Origin of the sequence: Fodinibius roseus (assembly GCF_900129315.1) — a bacterium.
GTDB classification, from domain to species: domain Bacteria; phylum Bacteroidota; class Rhodothermia; order Balneolales; family Balneolaceae; genus Fodinibius; species Fodinibius roseus.
In genome coordinates, this window is sequence record NZ_FQUS01000015.1 from 79,915 (window position 1) to 101,351 (window position 21,437).

A 21,437-nucleotide genomic window follows, 5' to 3' on the forward strand; every position below is an offset into this window, starting at 1 on the left:
GAATCTCCTAAGCCGTCAGCCAGTTTAAAATCGTATCGAGTATGATACCCTGACGGTTGGCCACAAGCTCCCTGTCGTCGCCATCGGTCAATACCGCCCGGTTGATCGGCGCTGACAGGGACGGATAATAACACAGCGAAAAAATATTCAGCAGCAGCTGATTCGGATCTACCGAGGTGATGGTGTAGCTTGCGGACGCTTCTGCTATCTGCTCGGCAAATGCGGCCTTCTCCAGGGAGACCTCTTCCTCGATGAGAGGCAGCAGCCAGTCGGCGTTCCGGTTGCTTTCGGTGAGCACAAACCCCAAAACCCCCGGATCGTTTTTGGCCTTATCGAGACAAACAGAAATCAGCTGCTCTATTTTCTTGAAGAGGGGAATATCTTTGTCCAGCAACTCCGTCAATCCGCTGAACATCTCTTCAACGGACTGCCGGAACACGTGCTCGAATAATTGCTGTTTGGTATTAAAGTAATAATGAATCATCGCCTTGGTGACTCCGATCCCGTCTGCTATTCTCTGCAGCCGGGCTCCTTCGTAGCCATGAGCTATAAATTCTGACCGGGCCGCCTGCGCGATCTCGGAGCGAGTATCGATCTTATTCTCTGCCATAAAGTGAAACCAATTGGTTAGTTAATATTGATTTTGTCCAACATAACTCCTAATCCACAGTAAATCAATAAAACTAATCGGAAGGTTAGTTCCATAATGATTTTTTAGAAGAAGGTGTAGTGGTGGAAGTCCCTATAAGGTGTACTATGGTGTAAACAAACCATGGAGTCTTAATAGTTACGCTGTATTATGTTACAACATTCCCGATATATCGTCCGCTTATCTGTTCTTCTTTGTTTCTTCTTAGTGTCGCATGCTAATACTATAATAGGACAACCTGCCGAACGTCCTGTTTTCGGACCGTCTTCAGTGTTTTATCATGCACTGCGATCTTTATCACCGGAGGTTCTGCGACTGAACCGTAGCTTCGAGGGACTCCCCAAACCAACACGTCCCTCCCCCTTAACAATATTCGCCGGCAAAAAATGGCGGTACGGGCCCGGCACTCCTATCGAAGGGCTGGAGGTTAGCCTGTCGCATGTCCCCCAAAACCGTTATCCCGTTGAAGTTCAACACCGTATCCTACAACCCAACAGTCCCTTGTGGTATACTGTTCGGCTTCCCATGCCGCAGCCGGTAACCCTGCGGGTACACGCCGATGACGGAGCACAGCTGTGGTATGATAACAAACGAATCCCGGTTTACCGGGGACGTTCGTTCAACCTGCCGGCGAGCCAGGAGCCCAAACAGCTGGTTGTACGGGTGTTGAATAATGCGATGTGGGGAGGCCTAAATGCTGTTCGTGCGTATGATCAGAAGCACTATACAGAGTATGTGCAATACCGCCGGTTGTATCGCCGCATAGAACGGTTGGTAAAAAAAGCTACGACCTGGCCAACCCACTTACCCGCCGAAACGATAGCTGCAATCCAGGCAGCGGTCGATAATCCTGCTGGGATCAGGGTTTCTGCAGCAGAAAAAAAAGTTGCGGAATATCCCCATTTCACAACTCCCCCTTACCTCCAGCAGACCGGTTCCGACAGTCTATCAATCCTTTGGGAGACCGACTTGGCAAGCCATCATGAGCTTACCTGGGGCCTCCAGCCGGATCAACTCAATCGTTCGATTGAGAGCGATTCCGTGCAAACGTTACACGAAGCCAGGCTATCAAACATGGAAACCGGTGAAACATACTATTACCGGGTTAAACAGGGGAAAAGCCGTTCTAACCTATACCGCTTCAGGATACCCAAGGATACAACGCATTTCCAATTTGCCATCTGGGGAGATAGTCAAAGCGGGTGGGAAACATTCGATCAGATAGTGCATGCCATGCAGTCACACCCATTGCAATTTACTATTGGAGTAGGAGATTTGACGAATCAAGCGTGGCGTCCCCGGCAATACTCGCAATTGTTGCAGACGCTCCACCCTGTCGGCGCCCATATCCCCACGTTCTTTATACCGGGCAATCACGATTACGATGGTTTTTACGACAATATGATTCCGAATAATTATCACCGATATATAAGAAACGGACGTGAATCCCTTCAAACCTATTATTCATGGTCCAGTGGAAATGCAGCTTTTATAGCCCTCGATCCCCATCATACCTTTCCTGTAGGGCTCTCTGAAAAATCAGAGCAATACCAGTGGCTGAAAAGTGAACTGAAGAAATCATTCTGGACCGGGGCCACATGGAACTTTATCCTTTTGCATCACCCTCCGTATGCCCAGGGCTGGCCGGGCTATCACGGCGAACTTTCAGTCCGTGACGCCCTTGAACCCCTGCTACGGGAGCACAACATTGACTTTGTAGTGGCGGGACACAGCCACGCCTATGAGCGGCTTATCAAACAATACGGCGATCATAGAACCTACTATATTGTTACCGGGGGGGCAGGGGGAGGATTAGAACCGGGAAAAACCATATCGGAATACCCGGAAATGGACAGGCTCCGCTTCAAACACCATTATACTCACTGGCATATTAAAGGCGATACGCTGCTCTTCAAGGCCATTGATAGTAATAGAAACGTACTGGACCAGCTTAAGATTACCAATTAAATACCCGAGATCCATATCACAGAATTCTTTCCCGTCTTTTGGGCTTCGTCCCCAACCTTGGTTCCCCGGGAGTGAAACATGCGGGCTAAACATATGCTAATAATAAAAAGGGAAGAATGACTGAACATCCTCCCCTTTGGTTATCAGGGTTTTTGAAATAATTCGGTGGTCTAATTCCCCGACCCTCTGGGTCGAAAACTACACGTAACGTTTGCGCAGCAAAGTTGAAGTAATACCCGATGGGCTCTGCTTCGGGGTAGGTTAATTGTATTTGAGCCGGATTATTATTGATCCCACCAAACGGGAGTGTTGATGCTGTTTTCTCCCTGTCGGCCGATGACTTCTTCGTAATGTTTCTTGTTTGTCGTTTCCAGTTGAAAGGGATACTGCATTCTGACCGGGATCCGGTCATCATTGTCATTTGCTACAGAGGGCTTAAGATCCGGGTAACCTGTTCTGCGCCACTCGTTCCAGGCTTCCAATCCCTGCCCGTAAAGAGCGATCCATTTTTGGTTCCCAATCTGCTGGAGTGCTTGCGACGGGTCAAAAACCACCTCTTCCTGTGATAAATAGGCTGAAAGACCCGATACGCCGTACTGTTCTAAGGAAGCTGCAATGCCCTGCTCATAGTAATCCTCTGCCGATCCGGATATGAATCCCCGGTGAGCGGCCTCGGCCTTCAGAAAATTAAGCTCGGCAAGAGTCATGAGAACCCCCGGAGTTTCCGGCCGCCGAAAAAAAGAACCTATCCTGGATGTGCGGCTGATATCAATCTCTCCCACAGCTTCCGGCGATAGGCCATTGGGAACCCCAACGTAAAGACTGCCATTCGCATCGGCCGTATCGGCAAAAACCTCCAGCCGCGGGTCGTTCAGCTTATCCAGATAATCGATAAGGGTTCGGCTCATTCGAAATTGGTTTTGACGCCCGGACGGCAGTTCCGCAAAGGGATGCCGGTTCGGAGGATCCGACAAATAGGTAAGCTGAGCATTATCCCTATTGTCCGTAAACATTGGTTCGTTGTCAACGAGATGCTGCAATTCGGTGGATACCTCTTCTTTGCCGGAGATACGCATTAACAACCTGAAGCGGAGTGAGTTGGCAAATTTCTTCCATTTCATCATATCGTTATCAAACAAAATATCCCCATTGACCGGATGCTCGCCGGGTACAATAATTTCCCGGGCTTCATCTAACTGTTTAGTTAAATCGGTGTAGATAGCTTGCTGGCGATCAAACACGGGCTTTGTAATAGCCTCCTCATCCTTTCCTTTCAGGGCCTCCGAGTAGGGTATATCGCCATAGGAATCTGTAAGAAGCGAAAAATTCCAGGCCGTCATAATCATGCCAATGGCCTGGTAATTGGGGTTATCCAGTTCTTGTCCCAACTGGATTATTTTTTTAAAGTCCATTAATTCACCGGCATATGAATCGTTCCATAATCCGGAAAACTGTGAATTAGAATAGATGTACCGGTCCTGGTTTGTCCCCGCTACCCGTGCCCAGTACTGTACGACCAGGTTTCCGAATTCCATCCCCGTCGACGCACCTTGATAATGATCGACAGCACTTTCTATCCCCTGGGGCAGTAACAGATCAGGTCCTACTTCCACCGGATCGTTCGGATTAGTATTTATTTTTTCGAATTTATCATTGAACAGGTCATTACACCCTGTTAACAGAAGAAGAATCACAACAGTCGCAATTACAATATTTTTAGAATTCATGATAGAAAATGTTTAGAAGGTTTATTTAGAAAGAGACAGAAACGTTGAAGCTTACGGATCGGGGGGAAGGGACCTGGGCGACCTCTAACCCCTGTGGCAGGTCACTTGCTATAGCTGTTTCAGGATCAATATTGGGAACGCTGTTATGCAGCAGTAACAGATTGCGACCTACCATCGACAGGTTAATCGAGCGGACAGGTATATGCTCCAACAGGCTGTTGGGAAGATTATATGCCAGGCGGGCCTCACGTAATTTGATATAGTTGGAGTCGAAGATGCTAACCTCAGTATTATCGTAGGCATAATACCCGCTATACCAACTTTTAGCGTCAACCCTGGTCGTATTAGTGCTATACGTACCATCCGGATTTTCAACGACCCCGTCCCCAATAATGCCCTCCTCGCGGCCGGGAAGGGTAGAGGCCAACACGCCGGCTCTTCTACCAACAACATTGGTACCTGAGTATATTTGACCGCCAAAGCTGCCGTCGATCAAAGCTGTTACGGTAATGTTTCTGAAGGTGATTGAATTGGAAATACTTCCTGTCCAATCCGGCTGATAGTTACCCTGTATTTCTCCTGTTTCGGTTAACTCCGGGAGTCCGTTGGAGCCAAAAATAACTTCACCATCGTCATTCCGTTGCATCCCCCGGCCGTAGAAGGCGCCATAGGGTTCCCCTTCCACAGCTACGACATCAAGCCCGAACAGGTGATTTCCCTGCAGTTGTATGCGGTCAATCCCTTCTGCCAGCTCCACTACTTCATTTCGGTTGCGGGCATAATTAACCTCGACCTCCCATTGTACCGGTGAATCCTGGCCCAATGGCTTCAGGTAGGTGGTGAGCTCAATACCCTTGTTTTGGATTTCGCCGGCATTGAAGTAACGCTGTGAATATCCGCTTGTATTGGAAATACTCGAACTGATGATTTGGTTCTCCGTAAGCGTATGGTACCAGGTGAAATCAACCCCCAGGCGACCTTGAAACAGACGAATATCCGCCCCTGCTTCATAAGAATTCGTTAATTGAGGCTTGAGATCAGCATTCGGAATGGTATTGGCTTCCGAAACCGTGGTCATTGACCCCCAATTACTAACCGCGCTGTTGTATACCGAACTGATCTGGTATGGATCGGTATCGGAGCCGACCTGGGCGAGGCTTCCCCGAAGCTTCGCATAATCTAAAATGGTTCCCTCGGAGTCAAACATCTCTGTCAAAACACCGCTAAGGGAGATAGAGGGATAGAAGTAAGAGTTGTTATGCAGAGGCAGGGTACTGGACCAGTCGTTTCTGCCGGTAACCTCAAGGAAAAGATAATCTCTAAACCGTACTTCCGTTAACCCGTATAAACTATAGACCTGCTTTTCTTCATATCTATTTCTGGCAGAAGGTATGCCTTTCGCGTTTCCTACGTTATAAACGCCCGGAACGGCAAGTTGATTGGCCTGAACCTTATTTTGCCGCAGCGTCTTTTTCAGCCAGTTTCCTCCCACAGAATAATTAACCGAAAAATTTTCGTTTAAAGACTGATCGCCTTTTAAAAGAAAGTCATAGTTCTGTTCCGAAATTTTATAGGCATCCTCGGTAAAAGCACCCTTCGGGAATTCAAAGTCCTCATAGGCACGACGTAAAGATCGGACATCGCTGTAAAAATCATTTCCGGCTCTCAAAGACAGCGATAACCGTTCGGAAAAGTTATAAGTCAATGCGACATTTCCGATGAGCCGGTCTCGGTCTAATGAATTCGTATTTTCATACAACATGAAATAGGGGTTGCTATGCCAGCTGGTGTTCCAGTTCATGACGTTCCCATATTGGTTATACTGTTCCTTTAAGGCAGGGATATCGACCTGGCGTCCAAACCACATAAACTGCTTCATCACATTTTGATCGTCATATCCCCCGCCCATGCGATTTCCACTATTCGTTTTTATGTAGTTGACAGATGTTCGCACATTAAAATTATCGGAAAGCCTGGCGCCGGCGTTCAGGGAAATATTATTCCGTCCCAAATCAGTATTCGGTACCATCCCCTTTTCATTCACGCTGGTCATGGAAAGTTTATAATCCACTCCGCCCGAACCCCCGGCGATGGCAATATTGTTAGATAGTTTCGTACCGGTCTCAAAAAAGTTTTTGACATTATCCGGATGTGAAACCCAAGGCGCCGGTTCCCCCTCAGAGTTAAATTGTACAAACTCGAGTCCCTCGTCGAGGGGGGGACCAAAGCTGCTATCGGTGCCATCATGGACGCCATTGGCACCATCTACATATTCAAAATAGTCCCCTGCGCCCTGGCCGTACTCATTTTGATAATCCGGTAATATGCTGGGCCGTTGAAAGGCGACACTTGAATTTGCTGTGACTCTGAAGCCTTCTATGCCCTGTCCGGTTTTGGTTTTTATCTGTATAACCCCGTTAGCAGCACGTGAACCGTATAAGGCTGCGGCATTCGGTCCCTTTAAAATACTGATGGATTCGATATCAGCGGGATTAAGGTCGCTGATAGCATTTCCAAAGTCTATGGCTGATCGACTGCCACTCGGACTCGGTCTGAAGCCGGATCCCGTACCGGACTTTATGTTGCTATTATCCACCGGCGTACCATCAATAACAAACAAAGGCTGATTATTTCCGCTAATAGAACTTTCTCCCCGGATAACTATCCTGGAAGAGCTTCCTATATTTCCGCTGGCACTGGTCACATTGATTCCAGAGGCCTTACCGCTGAGGGCATTTATTATATTCGATTCAGAGCTGCTATTGAGTTCTTCGCCCTTAACGCTTTGGATGGAGTATCCCAACCGGCTCCGCTCCCGGTCGATATTCAGTGCGGTTACCACCACTTCAGAGAGTTCGTTAGCTTTGGGATAAAGTCGTACGGTTATCTCATTGGCCTCCCGTACCGTCACTTCCTTCGACCTGTAGCCGATAAAGCTAAAGACCAGCTGATCCCCTTCTGTTAACTTACCGACCGAAAACCGGCCTTCGCGGTCTGTGGTGGTTCCCCGGCTGCTATCTTTTATACGGATATTAACACCCGGCAGAGGAAGGCCGGAATCACCATCCAGCACCTGGCCGCTGACGGTAAAAGCGGCTAAAGGCGCGGTTTCTTTCTGATTGGAAGAGAGAATTATTTTATCAGAACGAAATTGGTAGGTGATGCTCAACTGGCTGCACAAGTCGTCCACCAGTTCACCAATGGGTGTTTGATCTGCCTGGAGAATGAGCGGTTTCTGCAGGTCAATGTTATCCCGGCTGTAAATAAAGGTCAGCTTCGTAAGCGGCTCAATTTTTTTAACGGCTGATTCGAGCGTCAGTTCCTGTCGTTTTATTGTGATTGCCTTGTTGTGTTCTGTGGACCAAGGGCTGAAGTGGACCCGTTCGTCCAGGCTCGTTACCTGTGCATAGCTATGGTCCGGGGGCGAAATGAATAGAATTAAGACAAATGCTATTGATTTGGGTAATAAATTTTTCATAGTTTAGTTTATGACTTAGCGATGCTCACCCCTGTTTGGGGTAAACAGTGATTTTTATTGCTGTGTTGAGTTGTCAGCCGGATGTGTTGCAGCACATCCGGCTTTTTTATTACCAATTGTATACTCACTTCATCATAGGCCTCCTTGCTTTGTCCGTAGTCAGTGGATTGTTATGGTTGAATCCGCAATCTCATAATTCAAGTCCGTAGACAGGCAGATCATTTCAATAATTTCTTCCCAGGAATCGTTGTCGAATGTTCCGGTAATCCGGATTTCATGCATTTCGGGCTTGGCAAAGCGTATCATGACACCAAAACGACGGGAGAAGTCGTCTGCGACCTGCTTGAGCGGGGTTTGTGTGAATTGTAAGGTTCCGCTTCTCCATGCAGCGATCCGCTTGGTATTTACCATCTTCTTTTTAATGAGCGATAACTTCTGTACATCTGCCTGTACCTGCTCGCCTGCTTCCAAATCGATCTGTTTCTTGCTCTTCATGAAAGAGTTCTTATCCTGCCCTCTTGTTTGTACCCTGACCTTACCTTCAACGACCGAGACATACTGAAGGGAATCATCCCGATAGGATCGCACATTAAATTTTGTGCCTAATACCTGTGTAGACATCCCGTTGCTATGCACCCGGAACGGATGCTGCGAATCCGGTTGTACCTCAAAATAGGCTTCCCCACGGAGTGAAATCACCCTGTTTGCCTGGTTATAGTTCGCGGGTACCGATAAACGACTGTTCGCATTCAGCCAAATTTGCGTTCCGTCAAAAAGTTGCACTCTTTTTGTTTCCCCGACGGAGGTACGGTACTCCTTGGTTTCAAGGCCGTCTTCAACAGGATTTGTATTCAGATGCAATCCAAGAAGTATAGCAGCCAAAAGAAGCAATGAAGCGGCGGCGGTAAGCACATAAGCGTATTTTGGAAAAGCAGAGCGGGATACGGCATTCTGTTCACTGAGCGAAAGGGTTTCAACGATTCGTGACTTTATCTGTTCTCGCTGGTCCTTCTCTAACGGGGCCTCATTGAGGGCATCCCAACGTTTTTTATATTCGTTATGCTCGGGGTTTGACATTGACTGCACGGTCGGTTTTGATTATCTACTGGTTATACACATAGATAGATCTTCACCATTACGCAGTTTACAATTATTTAACAAAGGGGAGTCGAACTCAGGAATACAGGTTCCGAATTAAGGTCCGAAGCCGTTGATCTCCCTGAAGGTCCAAACTATTCCGAATGGATTTAAGAGCGCGGACAATATGCACCTCGACAGTATTTTTAGAGATATCCAATTTGGCCGCAATCTCCTTGTAGGTGAGTCCCTCTTGTCGGCTGAGCAGATAAACCTGTTTTCTCCGGTCCGGCAGGAGGGTTAGCGCCTTGTCGTATATTGCCTTGTATTCAGCTCCTGACACCTGCCGGATGGTAGGATTGGCATGAATGTCTATGGATTTCTGAATAGAATTCCGGCAGTCTCGGCGGACCTTCTTATTTCGAATCCGATTTAGGATATGGTTTTTGGATACTGTGAAGAGGTACGCATCAAAATTTTCGTTTTCCTGAAGTTGCTCTTTCTTCTCCCAAAGTTTTACAAAAAGATCATGTACGACATCTTCGGCCTCTTCCTTCGATTTCAGGTAGCTTAGTGCGAATCGAAATAATTTACCATGATATTTATCATAAAGTTCCGCAAATGCTTGTTGGTCACCATGTTTAAATCGTTCGACCAGCCCATTTTTCTTGCTGTATTTGCCCATTCTCCGTCTATTACAGGTAAAAAAATTCTGTAAACAATATTAGTACATTCAAGGAAAAAGGTAATTGCGAGAATATTATTATTAGATTAAGAATATGTTATCACAACAAGCTTCTTGCATCCGGCGTAACACCGTTAAAGTCTTTTATCGCTCCATACAGCCATAGCCTTGCCGCATTCCGAATTTTTCGATTGAACCTGTTTCTAAATAGCGACTATCAGTTATGGCCAGAGTGACAAAAATATCTGTGCAGTTTTTATTTCCTGTTGTAACCCGGTAACATTTATTTTGTACCATAAATGATTCATGTTAATTAATATCCGTATTTCTATTGCTTCCGAAATCCTTTTTGATATCTTACATATATGAAGCGATTGATGATCATCATAACACTATTATGTCTGGCAGCCGGGGACGGGCAGGCCCAGCCCGATACCACGGCCGTATCCGACACCTCCTCGGCCCGGGTGGCCATGATTTTGGTCGAGGGCTCTATTTCTCCGACGGCCACCAACTATATAAACCGTGGAATTGCCAGGGCGAGAGAGCTGCAGGCCGAAGCGCTCATTATTCAATTGGATACGCCGGGCGGTCTGCTGGAATCCACCAAAGATATCGTACAGCTGTTCCTGGACTCCGATGATATGCCCATTGTGGTCTATGTGGCTCCAGAAGGGGGGCGGGCGGCCAGTGCCGGTACGTTTATCACCATGGCTGCCCATATCGCCGCCATGGCCCCGGCCACAACCATCGGAGCGGCTTCTCCGGTGCAGATGGGAGGCGGACAGCAGGATTCGGTAATGCAGAAGAAAATATTTAATTATTCGGAAAGCTTTATCGAAAGCGTGGCCAACCGGCGCGACCGGAATGCCGAGTGGGCGAAATCCGCGGTTCGTGACGGGGAATCCATTACCGCCGCCGAAGCGCTTGAGCTGAATGTTATCGATTTTATCTCCAGTAACCGGGAGGAGGTGCTCGAACAGATAGACGGGCGGGTGATAGGGGGCGATACCCTGCAAACCCGAAATGCTACCATTGAAGAGATTCCCACGAATCTGGCAGAAAGTCTCCTTAGTTTTATCATGCGTCCCGAAGTCATGCTCATCCTCACCATGATCGCCATCTACGGGATTATCGGCGAGGTCACGAATCCCGGTGCCATCGTCCCGGGCGTGGCGGGGGTTATCGCGCTGATCCTGGTGCTGTACGCCTCGGCTTCCATGCCGATCAATATCGCAGGCTTTGCACTCATCGGCCTGGCAATTGTGCTCTTTGTTGCCGAGGCGTTTACCCCGGCCTTCGGTATCCTGATCGGGGGCGGGGCTGTTGCTTTTTTTCTCGGCGCACTGATGTTGTTTCAGGACTTGCCGCAGTCGATGGAGCTTTCGTGGGCATGGCTCGTTCCGGCCACGGTACTGACCACCCTCTTTTTTGTCTGGATCGTAACAGAGGGAATCCGGATTCAGTTCTCCGGTAATATTACCGGCAAGGAGTCGATGATCGGACGCAAGGCGGAGATTGTAGAGCCTATCAAGGGGGGCAGGGGACGCATTTTTATCAGTGGAGAATACTGGAATGCGGTAAGTGATGAGGAAATCGGGGAGGGGGAGACATGCGAAATTATTGAAATCGATGGCCTGACGGCCAAGGTCAAACGCAGTACGTAATAGAAAACACAAATAAAAAATACTGATATGGAAAACGGAGATGAATTTATCAATTCTCTCACTTGGATCATTACCATCGCAGTGCTGGCAGCTATCCTGCTGCCCCAGATGTTTAAGATCCTCCGGGAGTACGAGCGGGCTGTTATTTTCCGGCTTGGAAAGTATAAGGGTACCAAGGGACCCGGACTCATTTTTCTTATTCCCTTTATTGATAAGATAGAGCGGGTGGACCTGCGGGTGCTGACCATTAATGTGGATAAGCAGGAGGTCATTACGAAGGACAATGTGACGGTGAATGTGGATGCCATTACTTTTTTCCGGGTTATCGATGCAGAAGATGCCGTCATACAGGTAGAGCAATATATCCATGCAACCTCCATGCTGGCTCAAACGACCCTGCGCAGCATTGTGGGACAGGTGGAACTGGATGAACTGTTGGCCGAGCGCGAAAAAGTGAATAGGAATATTCAGGAAATAATTGACCGGCAGACCGACCCCTGGGGCATTAAGGTGGTCTCGGTGGAGGTTCGTGACGTGGTCTTGCCTGAAAATATGAAACGAGCAATGGCACGGCAGGCTGAAACCGAGCGTGAGCGTCGCGCCAAGGTGATTAACGCCGAAGGGGAATTCCAGGCCGCCGAGCGCCTTGTTGAGGCCGCTACCATGATGAAAGAAGCACCGATGGCCCTGCAGCTGCGTTTCCTGCAGACGATGACTGATATCAGCGAGGAGAATGCGACCTTTGCGTTTATTCCCCTGCCTATGGAGATGCTGGAAGTCTTTAAAAATATGTCGGGCGTGCAGCTGCCTCCCGGGGTCGGAGGTAACGAAGACGATTCCGGCGAGGAATCGTAAAAGCGAGCGCTTTTATTAACAATGAGCCCTTGTGCGGGAATAGATCCGCCAGGATTCCAGCGATTGCCGGCTCTTGTCAATGTCATTATCAAAACAATACTTTTAGGTTTCGGAAGATACATATTTTATTTGGGAATCTGCCGCATCATGTACTAACAATAATTATTGATCAGTATTTATATTTATGGAAAGACAACGAACTATTCGATGGGGCATATTGAGTACCGCTAAAATCGGGATTGAGAAGGTGATTCCGGCGATGCAGCAGGCTGATCACTGTGAAATTGTGGCTATTTCATCCCGAAGTGGCGACCGGGCACGGGAGGCCGCCGACCAGCTGGATATCAACCGGGCCGTGGGGTCGTACGAAGAGCTTTTGGAGCTGCCGGAAGTCGAGGCTGTCTATAACCCGCTTCCCAACCACCTGCATGTGCCCTGGTCGGTAAAAGCACTGGAAGCCGGCAAGCATGTGCTCTGTGAGAAGCCGATCGGACTCTCTGCGGATGAAGCCGAAAAGCTGCTTTCAGAAACCCGGAAACATCCGGATTTAAAGGTGATGGAAGCCTTTATGTACCGGCACCACCCGCGCTGGATCAGGGCAAAAGAACTGGTGGAAAGCGGCATCCTGGGGAAGGTCCGTACCATCCGGTCCTTCTTTTCCTATTACAATGATGACCCTGAAAATGTACGCAACAAGCCCGATATTGGCGGGGGCGGGCTTATGGATATCGGTTGTTACTGTATCTCCGTACCCCGTTTCCTGTTTGGAGAGGAGCCCGAGCAGGTTTTCGGAACGAGGGAGATCGATCCCGATCTGGGGATCGACCGGCTCACTTCCGGGGTTATGGAATTTCCCCGGGGGACGGCTACCTTCACCTGTGCCACCCAGCTGGCACCGCACCAAAGCGTGCGCATTTTTGGGACGGAGGGGAAAATGGAAATCGATATGCCTTTTAATGCTCCCGTTGACCAGCCGACGTCCATTCACCTGCATACCGGTGAAGAAAGCAGGAAGATCAGCTTTGAGCCGAGCAATCAATATACGGTTCAGGGCGAGCTTTTTTCCAAAGCCATACTCGAAGATAAAGAAGTGCCTACCGCGCTGGAGGATGCCGTGGCCAATATGAAGGTGATAGAGGCGGTGGTGCGAAGCGATATAGAGGGAGTATGGACTGGGTGTTGAAGTGGTGACCCGTAGAAATCAGGGTATCCCGGCCGATGTGTAGTGGCGGGCGAAGCGGGGTACGCCTGCACTACAATTTTTTCTTCGCCTTGCTGAAGTACAAGTTTCCCGGAGAGAAATCCGGGTTAGTGGGGCTGTATCGGTTCCGTAAAGATGCGATCCATCAATCGGCCGAGCAGCGCTGCACGACGCTCGAAGTCGGGCTGAAAGCGGCGAAATCCCGTGACCTGAGTTGAATCCTTGTTAAACTGAAGCTGGTAGTTCCAAACATAGGGTGCCGGCTGATCGGTAAGCCAGAAGTCCGATCGGCCGAAGCGCAGGTCATGCATAAACAGCTCGCCGCTTGTACCTTTATCGGCCACAAAATAGCCCCGGGAGAACCAGAGCATCCGCTCTACGGCAGGTTGTCCCCGGTACGGTTCCAGGAGTTCTTCATGTTGTGTTATCCGGTGAAACCGGATATCGTCCTCACCATCAAAGAAGGAATAAAGCCCGGCATAAAGCGTATCCCCTTGTTCGGCATAGCCTGTCCACAAAAAAATATTGAAGGGGGTGGGTGTTGTCATATATTGTTCCGGAGTGATGTTTTTTGCCTCGAAGTTTCGTTCGAAAACGGCATTTATATGTGACTTGATACCCAGTCCGGCCAGCATATACAGGGTACTGACCGCAATGCCGGTATAATTGGCCCATCGTCTCACGGGTGACTCTCGTTGAATAAAAAGTGCAGTGAGTACACCGATCATGAGAGGCAGCGTGTAGAAGGGATCGATGATAAAGATCGTATCTAAACTAAAGAGCCTGTTGCTGAAAGGCTGCAGTATCTGGGTGCCGTAAGTCGTGCAGACGTCAATAAAAACATGTGTAGACAGCGTCCAGAATGCCATCCACGACCAGTGGCGCCATCCCACCTTCTCCCTGCGGTAGAGCCGGTCGAGCATCCAGCCCAGCAGAACTGCAGCCGCCACGCAGAATACTATCGAATGGGTAATGCCCCGGTGTAGTGCCAGCGCCTGCATGTTGCTGACAAAAGGTATGGTTAGAATATCAAGGTCGGGTACTATGCCCAAGACGCCCCCCCAGAGAGGAGCCTTGTTGCCTATCTTTTTGCCCAGTACCGCCTCCCCGACGGCTGCCCCGAGGGTTATCTGTGTTATGGTATCCATAGCAGGCCTGAATAGATTCGCAATTGGTTCATTATTGGTTGTCCTGGTCCCGGTTTTGGCTGTTCATGGTTATGAGTTGTGCTCACCCGGGTCCCCCGTGCAAATTATACGGGTTGATTCATGGCCATATAGTTTCCGGTTATGGGGTCTCCGGGAAAGACACAAGGTACCAATCCCACTTCATTCTCCCAACTGTCCGGGGGCAGGGATCAGGACGTTTTTGTTTTCCCTTCCGGGAGTTTTCATTGATCTGGGACACCGGTTGTGAGGTTATATAAAAAAGAGGACTCCGATCCATTGCTTAATTGGTTAACCTACAATCAAAAACGGTGGAGTCATTTTATTCAAGCAACATACATTGGAACGGGTGTACGTGCAATGACAAGCGTTATTGAATGGATGAACGAGAAATACGTGTCGTCTCTTTTATTACGGGTTGCTCTAAAGGCAAGACCGATGATGAACGGATGATTGTAAAATTACATTAAATAAATTCCGGCGAGACATTATGGGGTCTAAAACTCAATTTTTCTTCAGAATTATGCCGTTTATTTAATTCTAACAAGATATTACATCTCTTAATGAAGGTTTTGAGTAAAATTCGGCATATATTTCATCCAGGCACTGTTTTTAATGAGGACTTGGTAAACCATGCCAGTCCCGTGGCAGCCAAGATGCGAACAGGTGGTTTAAACAAGTAGCTAATAGGAAACCCTCCTTGTCGGACGTCCGGACAGCCGCCCGATATGAGACGGAGCGTAACCTGTAGCGAAGCTACCCACAGTGAGCGGCCTAACAAGGCTCCCTCAGATCGGTCAAAGTACCACGCAGGTATTTGAGAACGTAATCAGAATGTATATACAGACAACGAATGATCTTTTTAAAGGCTGATATTTCCATCCATAATTTACTCCTGACTTTGGCGGCGATGTTGCTGGTCTCCTGCTATGGCGATTCAAATAGCAGGGAAGAGGGAGCCAATACCGCCTCTATCCCGGCTGTTGAAGCGGTACAGGCGCGCTACGGATCGCTGCCGCTGTCTGAGCGATTGAGCGGCACCGTGGTCGCCCAGAACCAGGTGCAACTCTATCCCGAGATATCGGGGAAAATCTCGCAGATTCACGTCCAGACCGGCGATTCCGTCCAAAAAGGGGAGCCCCTCATCTCACTGGAAGATCGCCAGTACCGGGAGCAGGTCGAGCAAGCCCGTGCGAACGCCCGCATTAACCAGGCCCGGTTGAAGCAGGCACAGGCGCGTTATAAAGAGCTGGAAGCGCAATACAGGCGTACGAAACAGCTCAGCGATAAAAACCTTTCAAGTGACATGGAGATGGAGACCCTGGAGGCCCAGATGTCATCTGCGGAAGCAGATATAGAACTGGCCGAAGCTCAGCTGGAACAATCCGAATCGAGCCTTCAGGAACAACAGGAGGTGTTGTCGAAGACCGTCATTCGTGCACCCATAAACGGGACCGTGGGACAACGCAACGCAGAAGTAGGCATGCAGGTTGGTCCCAATACCTCCCTTTTTAAGATTGGTGACTTGAATAATTTGCGGATAGAGGTGGTGTTGACGGATGATATGCTCAACAAAGTACAGATAGGCCAGACCGCCCGCATTTATACCGGGTCCGCAGCCGGGGGAAACCGTGAAGTTATTGAAGCCAGGCTATCCCGCATTTCACCTTTTCTGAATAATATTACCCGGAGTACCGAAGGTGAAATTGACGTCGCTGACCGCGACCACAACCTCCGTCCCGGGATGTTCGTACCGGTTGATATTCTCTACGGGGAGAGCCGGCAGGCCACGATCATCCCGACGAGTGCGCTTTTTACGAATCCCAATACCGGGGAGGAAGGAGTCTATGTTGCTGCTTCGCTGGGCAGCGAAATAGAGCCTGTAGAGCAGGTTGAGGGTGAAAATCTCCCGCCGCTGACAGAGCCGACCGGGGTGCAGTTTCATCCGGTTGACGTTATTGCCGAAGGCCGGCTGGAAGTGGGCATAGAAGGTATCGAATCCGGAAGCTGGGTGGTCACGGTGGGACAGGACCTGCTGGTGAGCGGTCCAGGCCAGGCCCGCGTGCGTGCGAGTTCCTGGGATCGTATTTTAGCGCTCCAGGGACTGCAGCGACAGGATCTGCTGCAGCGTGTGTTGGATGGAGAATAGATCGCTGCGATTTTTCTAATTTATATGATCCACCATGATTGATAAAATAGCACTGTTATGAAGATTACTGAAACCGCTGTCAAACGTCCCATTGCCACGACGATGCTATTTCTCATTATTGTCGTCCTTGGCATCATGTCTTTCCGCTACTTGCCGGTGGATCTGCTGCCGCCGATAGAGTACCCACAACTTAGCGTTGCAACAGATTATCCCAATGTCGGATCCGAGGAGATTGAAAAAATAATAACTGAACGCATTGAAAATACGATTGCGGGTGTACCCGGAGTAGAACGCGTGCGCTCCAGCTCAGAAGAGGGCCAAAGCCGGGTTACACTCGAATTTGCCCAGGGGACAGATATCGATGTTGCGGCCAACGATATCCGGGCGGCCCTGGACCGTGTCCGGGATGAACTCCCGCCCGAAGCGGAACCGCCCCGGATATGGAAATTCGATCCCAATAACTTTCCCGTGGTCATTGTGGGGGCAAATTCGGATATGAATCTCCAGGAGCTTACGCAGGTTCTGGAACGCGAAGTGACCCAGCGGTTTGACCAAATTGCAGGGGTCGGGTCCATTGATATCTGGGGCGGAGTCTATAAGGAAGTACACATAGATATCAAGCGCGACCGGCTCATTGCCAGTGGATTATCCTCTGCCCAGGTACAACAGGCAATTGCCAGCGAAAATGTAAACCTGCCGGGGGGGAATGTTAACTCGGGGGTGCAACAGTTATATGTACGCACGCTGGGCGAATACGAGTCCCTCGATCAAATTTCCAACACCATAATTGCCATGGTGGATGATAAGCCAATTCGCGTTGAGGATGTTGCAGACGTGAAGTGGGGATACGAGGATCTGAATCGGCTCGTGACTATCAATAAAAAGCCGATGGTCCGATTTGGCATCCGCAAGCAAACGGGCGCCAATACGGTGGCTGTTGCGGAAGAAATCCGGGATGAGATCGAGCGGGTCAACGCGGAGCGCGACGACATGAGCCTGTTCGTGACGACGGATCAGAGTGAGTTTATTCAAAATTCGATCGACAATGTGCAAAGTTCGGCCGTCTGGGGGGCGCTCCTGGCGATTGTTGTCTTATATTTGTTCCTGAGAAATGGTTCGTCGACGTTTATTATCGCCGTGTCCATTCCGATTTCCATTATTGCCACCTTTGCGCTGCTTTATTTTAACGGTCTGACGCTGAATCAGATGAGTTTTGGGGGACTTGCCCTGGGGGTGGGCCTTATTGTCGATAATGCCATTGTGGTGCTTGAAAATATTATCAGGCTCCGGGAGGAGCGGGGTAAAGACCTTGAAGCCAGTGCCCTGGTCGGAACGCGCGAAGTGGGCGGGGCCATTGTCGCCTCCACGATTACCACTTCCGTTATATTTCTGCCGGTGGTGTTCATGCAGACCATCTCGGGCTCGATATTCCAGCAGCTGGCTCTGGTTGTCGTCTTTGCCCTCGTGTGCTCCCTTTTTGCCGCTCTTACGCTGGTACCGATGCTCTGCAGCAAATTTCTGACGGTCCAGCCTTCCGGTTCCGAGAAAGCCCGGAAAAAAAACTGGTTCCAGCGAATTTTTGCTGTCATGGAACACAAATATGCAAAGCTGATTGATCAAACGCTCCAGCGGAAACCGATGGTCTTCGGGGTTACGGGCGCTTTGGTTATAGGATGTGTGCTGCTTATTCCCTTAATTCCGGTTGAACTTGCCCCGCAGTCGGATGCAGATGAAATTGACGTGGATTTTATGATGGCTGAAGGAACGAATATTGCCGTGCAAAACGAATACCTGCAAGAACTGGAACAAGTAGTCCGCGCCAATCTGCCCATGGAGGATGTCAGGCATATAACGACCGACGTGCGCGACGGGCGGGCGGAAGTGGAGATAGCAATGGTTGAAGCCTCCCAGCGTTCGATGAGTACCTCCAGGATTGCCGACCAAATCCGGGAAAATGTGGCCGGCCTTGTCCCGGGCGGCGATATACGGGTAAGCGCCCAGTCGGGATTATGGATGCTTCGCAGGCTGTTCGGTTCCGGAGGAGGTGAAGAGGTAGAAGTGCAGCTGAGAGGCTATAACCTGGACCAGGCCAAAACACTGTCCGAAGAAATTAAGCGCCGGATGGAAGAAATCCCGGAAGTGGCTGGAGTCCGTACCGACCGGCGCGAGGGGCGGCCGGAGCAGAACATGGTCTTTAATCGCGAAAAAATTGCCGATCTTGGCCTTACGGTCCGTGAAGTGGCCCAGGTGATCCAGACCAATGTGGGGGGAAGCCGGGCCGGAACATACCGCGTAGGCGGAGATGAATTCCCAATCAGGGTCCGCCTGCGGCCGGAAGACCGGCTGAGCACCACCGACCTCGAAAATATTTCTATCCGCACGCCCGGGGGACAAGTCCTTCCTGTGTCGTCAGTGGTTTCCAAAAGCAAGGGACGGGGACCGACGGACATCAACAGGGTGAACAGCCAGCGAGTCTCCTATATTTCAGCGAACCTGGAAAGTGGCGTTGTCTTGGGTGAAGCCGTGGAGATGATCCGTGATAAACTTTCCGACATGCAGCTGCCGGAAGGCTTTTCCATTGTTTACGGCGGAGAATATGAAGAACAGCAGAAGGCCGCAGCTGATTTTCGACTTTCTATTATCATGGCGCTGATCCTTATCTATATGGTAATGGCGGCACAGTTTGAGCGATTCTTTGACCCGCTGGTAGTCATGTTTTCCGTGCCTCTGGCTATTATCGGGGTTATTCCCACGCTGATGATTACCGGAACGAGCATCAATATGCAAAGCATGATGGGTATTGTAATGCTTATCGGGATCGTGGTGAACAACGCTATTGTGCTGGTCGACTATATCAACCTGATGCGCCGCGAACACCATATGAATATTCGTGAGGCAGTTATTCACTCGGGGAAATTGCGACTTCGCCCCATCCTGATGACCACGCTTACCACGATTTTGGGATTGCTTCCCCTCTCTTTTGGTTTTGGATCAGGAGCCGAACTTCAGGCTTCCCTGGCGCGGGTGGTGATAGGGGGACTCGCAGCATCAACGCTCGTTACCCTGGTATTTATCCCGGTAGTCTATGTGGCGGCGGAAAATGCACTGGCCAAGGTCAGGGAAAAAAGCTGGTCGCCTTTCAGTAAGAGCGAAACCGTAAAGCCGGCCAAGGCTTAGCTCCGGTTATTTGTTACGGGCTTATCCGTTAAACACTTCGTAACCTCCGAAAGATACACCTTCTTCAACGGAATGAATCAGCAATTCGTCCAACAGTATGGTCGCTGAAGGGTAAAGGTATGTTTATTTTATATTAATATTTGTTTTGTATATCCTATGTTAATACTTGCTCATTAGTCAAATTCAGGAACAGATAATAAATAAACCATGTCGATTTCACGCAAACACTTTTTAAGGCAGGCCGGGGCCCTGACGCTTGGCTTTTCAGGATTACACATACTAAGCAGCTGCACGTCTTCGGGAGGAGTCACTGAGAAGCTGATAACCGATCCCTTTGGACCGTTACAGTCAGACCCTGCGGGACTTTTTAATTTGCCGGAAGGTTTTTCCTACAACATTATTTCTACTTTCGGCGATAAAATGGATGACGGCCTTTTGGTACCGCATCGCCCGGATGGCATGGCCACCTTCCCGGGACCTGACGGACTTACTATCTTAATACGGAATCACGAAGTGAATGCAGCCAAGGGCGGAGCTGAGAGTGCGTTTGGTGAGAATTTTGCTCTGGCCGACCGGCTTGATCCCGATGAGTTCTATGACCCGGGACAGGATAATAACCCGGGACAGGGCGGGACGACGACGGTGGTGTATGACACTGAAAACCAAAAGGTAGTCCGCGAGTTTCTAAGCCTGGCCGGTACCATCCGCAACTGTGCGGGGGGACCCACGCCCTGGAACAGCTGGTTGACTTGCGAAGAATTTGTCTCCAATCCCGATGATGTCTATGCCCGGCGGCATGGCTATGTATTTGAAGTACCGGCTACTTCTGAAATTGGCCGCGCACGCCCCATCCCGATCAAATCGATGGGACGCTTTAACCACGAGGCCGTGGCAGTGGACCCTGACAGTAATGCTATTTATTTGACCGAGGATGATTCGGAAGGGTTGCTTTATCGTTTTATTCCCGATACGCCGGGACAGCTGTTGAATGGCGGAACCCTGCAGGCCCTGGCAATTCGCGAACGTCCCGGGCTGGATACCCGCAACTGGGAGTCGCAAACGGTGGACGTGGGAGAGCAGCTGCAGACCGAGTGGATTGACATGGAAGAGGTCGACAGTCCCGAGGACGATCTGCGGTACCGGGGATTTGAGGATGGAGCCGCCCGCTTTGCCCGCGGTGAAGGAATGTGGTATGGCAATGATGCGGTCTATTTTGCCTGTACGAACGGCGGCCCTGAAGAACTGGGACAAATATGGAAATATACGCCGAGTGATTCCGAAGCTGCCCCTGGCGAGGCGGATCATCCCGGCACGCTTGAGCTTTTTGTAGAATCGATGGATAGCACCATCATTGAGAACGCCGATAATCTGACCGTAGCTCCCTGGGGCGATCTGATTGTCTGTGAGGATACCGGCGAAAAACAGGATTTGAATGGTATAACACCAGAGGGTAAAGTGTATAAGCTCGGCCGCAATGCCAAGTCAAACTCAGAGCTGGCCGGCGCTACTTTTTCCCCCGATGGATCAACGTTGTTTATGAATATCCAGCATTCCGGCCTTACCATGGCGATAACGGGTCCCTGGCAAAAAGCGAGGGGTTGACAAAAAAAGGCCTGCCCGATGATAGGACAGACCTTT

The 21,437-nt window shown here is 49.7% G+C and carries 14 protein-coding genes; 7 read left to right on the forward strand and 7 right to left on the reverse strand.

The annotated features are described in order from the left end of the window. Window positions 1-7: 7 nt before the first annotated feature. Complete coding sequence (locus tag BUB16_RS14010; protein WP_073065622.1) at window positions 8-610, reverse strand: TetR/AcrR family transcriptional regulator; 603 nt, start codon at window positions 608-610, stop codon at window positions 8-10. Between the two features lie 189 nt (window positions 611-799). Between BUB16_RS14010 and BUB16_RS14015 the strand changes: the two genes are divergently transcribed. Continuing rightward, window positions 800-2,617: a purple acid phosphatase family protein gene (locus tag BUB16_RS14015; protein WP_084088304.1), complete on the forward strand. Its 1,818-nt coding sequence runs from the start codon at window positions 800-802 to the stop codon at window positions 2,615-2,617. Window positions 2,618-2,901: 284 nt separating this feature from the next. On the opposite strand, the gene BUB16_RS14020 is transcribed toward BUB16_RS14015, so the two are convergent. The 5 genes from BUB16_RS14020 to BUB16_RS21810 all read right to left on the reverse strand — a co-directional run bounded on the left by BUB16_RS14020 (window position 2,902) and on the right by BUB16_RS21810 (window position 9,881). Beyond that, window positions 2,902-4,344: a SusD/RagB family nutrient-binding outer membrane lipoprotein gene (locus BUB16_RS14020; protein WP_084088305.1), complete on the reverse strand. Its 1,443-nt coding sequence runs from the start codon at window positions 4,342-4,344 to the stop codon at window positions 2,902-2,904. 25 nt (window positions 4,345-4,369) lie between these two features. After that, on the reverse strand, window positions 4,370-7,822 hold the full coding sequence (locus BUB16_RS14025) for a SusC/RagA family TonB-linked outer membrane protein (RefSeq protein WP_084088306.1): 3,453 nt from the start codon (window positions 7,820-7,822) through the stop codon (window positions 4,370-4,372). A 159-nt stretch (window positions 7,823-7,981) separates the two neighbouring features. Continuing rightward, complete coding sequence (locus BUB16_RS14030) at window positions 7,982-8,899, reverse strand: FecR family protein (protein ID WP_073065629.1); 918 nt, start codon at window positions 8,897-8,899, stop codon at window positions 7,982-7,984. A gap of 97 nt (window positions 8,900-8,996) precedes the next feature. After that, on the reverse strand, window positions 8,997-9,584 hold the full coding sequence (locus tag BUB16_RS14035; protein WP_073065633.1) for an RNA polymerase sigma factor: 588 nt from the start codon (window positions 9,582-9,584) through the stop codon (window positions 8,997-8,999). Window positions 9,585-9,728: 144 nt separating this feature from the next. Next, entirely contained in the window at window positions 9,729-9,881 is a 153-nt protein-coding gene (locus BUB16_RS21810) for a hypothetical protein (protein ID WP_211483187.1), read from the reverse strand. A gap of 68 nt (window positions 9,882-9,949) precedes the next feature. On the opposite strand from BUB16_RS21810, the gene BUB16_RS14040 reads away from it, so the two are divergent. The 3 genes from BUB16_RS14040 to BUB16_RS14050 all read left to right on the forward strand — a co-directional run bounded on the left by BUB16_RS14040 (window position 9,950) and on the right by BUB16_RS14050 (window position 13,289). Continuing rightward, window positions 9,950-11,251 carry an NfeD family protein gene (locus tag BUB16_RS14040; protein ID WP_073065636.1) on the forward strand — a complete coding sequence of 434 codons (1,302 nt, stop codon included), beginning with the start codon at window positions 9,950-9,952 and terminating at the stop codon, window positions 11,249-11,251. 27 nt (window positions 11,252-11,278) lie between these two features. After that, complete coding sequence (locus BUB16_RS14045; protein ID WP_073065639.1) at window positions 11,279-12,106, forward strand: slipin family protein; 828 nt, start codon at window positions 11,279-11,281, stop codon at window positions 12,104-12,106. A 184-nt stretch (window positions 12,107-12,290) separates the two neighbouring features. Further along, a complete protein-coding gene (locus tag BUB16_RS14050; RefSeq protein WP_073065642.1) occupies window positions 12,291-13,289 on the forward strand; it encodes a Gfo/Idh/MocA family protein in 999 nt (332 codons plus the stop codon). Window positions 13,290-13,414: 125 nt separating this feature from the next. On the opposite strand, the gene BUB16_RS14055 is transcribed toward BUB16_RS14050, so the two are convergent. Further along, window positions 13,415-14,455, reverse strand: a complete 1,041-nt coding sequence (locus tag BUB16_RS14055; protein ID WP_073065645.1) for a metal-dependent hydrolase — start codon at window positions 14,453-14,455, stop codon at window positions 13,415-13,417. 871 nt (window positions 14,456-15,326) lie between these two features. On the opposite strand from BUB16_RS14055, the gene BUB16_RS14060 reads away from it, so the two are divergent. The 3 genes from BUB16_RS14060 (at window position 15,327) to BUB16_RS14070 (ending at window position 21,401) form a co-directional block, all read left to right on the forward strand. Next, a complete protein-coding gene (locus BUB16_RS14060) occupies window positions 15,327-16,622 on the forward strand; it encodes an efflux RND transporter periplasmic adaptor subunit (protein WP_073065649.1) in 1,296 nt (431 codons plus the stop codon). A gap of 57 nt (window positions 16,623-16,679) precedes the next feature. Beyond that, on the forward strand, window positions 16,680-19,799 hold the full coding sequence (locus BUB16_RS14065) for an efflux RND transporter permease subunit (protein ID WP_073065652.1): 3,120 nt from the start codon (window positions 16,680-16,682) through the stop codon (window positions 19,797-19,799). A gap of 207 nt (window positions 19,800-20,006) precedes the next feature. After that, complete coding sequence (locus BUB16_RS14070) at window positions 20,007-21,401, forward strand: alkaline phosphatase PhoX (protein WP_073065655.1); 1,395 nt, start codon at window positions 20,007-20,009, stop codon at window positions 21,399-21,401. The last annotated feature ends 36 nt before the right edge of the window (window positions 21,402-21,437 follow it).

What these genes read in the sequence shown, in the direction of transcription:
- BUB16_RS14040 (WP_073065636.1), top strand. Translation starts at nt 9,950, where the DNA reads ATGAAGCGATTGATGATCATCATAACACTATTATGTCTGGCAGCCGGG.
- BUB16_RS21810 (WP_211483187.1), bottom strand. Translation starts at nt 9,881, where the DNA reads ATGGTACAAAATAAATGTTACCGGGTTACAACAGGAAATAAAAACTGC.
- BUB16_RS14035 (WP_073065633.1), bottom strand. Translation starts at nt 9,584, where the DNA reads ATGGGCAAATACAGCAAGAAAAATGGGCTGGTCGAACGATTTAAACAT.
- BUB16_RS14045 (WP_073065639.1), top strand. Translation starts at nt 11,279, where the DNA reads ATGGAAAACGGAGATGAATTTATCAATTCTCTCACTTGGATCATTACC.
- BUB16_RS14060 (WP_073065649.1), top strand. Translation starts at nt 15,327, where the DNA reads ATGATCTTTTTAAAGGCTGATATTTCCATCCATAATTTACTCCTGACT.
- BUB16_RS14065 (WP_073065652.1), top strand. Translation starts at nt 16,680, where the DNA reads ATGAAGATTACTGAAACCGCTGTCAAACGTCCCATTGCCACGACGATG.
- BUB16_RS14070 (WP_073065655.1), top strand. Translation starts at nt 20,007, where the DNA reads ATGTCGATTTCACGCAAACACTTTTTAAGGCAGGCCGGGGCCCTGACG.
- BUB16_RS14010 (WP_073065622.1), bottom strand. Translation starts at nt 610, where the DNA reads ATGGCAGAGAATAAGATCGATACTCGCTCCGAGATCGCGCAGGCGGCC.
- BUB16_RS14015 (WP_084088304.1), top strand. Translation starts at nt 800, where the DNA reads ATGTTACAACATTCCCGATATATCGTCCGCTTATCTGTTCTTCTTTGT.
- BUB16_RS14020 (WP_084088305.1), bottom strand. Translation starts at nt 4,344, where the DNA reads ATGAATTCTAAAAATATTGTAATTGCGACTGTTGTGATTCTTCTTCTG.
- BUB16_RS14030 (WP_073065629.1), bottom strand. Translation starts at nt 8,899, where the DNA reads ATGTCAAACCCCGAGCATAACGAATATAAAAAACGTTGGGATGCCCTC.
- BUB16_RS14055 (WP_073065645.1), bottom strand. Translation starts at nt 14,455, where the DNA reads ATGGATACCATAACACAGATAACCCTCGGGGCAGCCGTCGGGGAGGCG.
- BUB16_RS14050 (WP_073065642.1), top strand. Translation starts at nt 12,291, where the DNA reads ATGGAAAGACAACGAACTATTCGATGGGGCATATTGAGTACCGCTAAA.
- BUB16_RS14025 (WP_084088306.1), bottom strand. Translation starts at nt 7,822, where the DNA reads ATGAAAAATTTATTACCCAAATCAATAGCATTTGTCTTAATTCTATTC.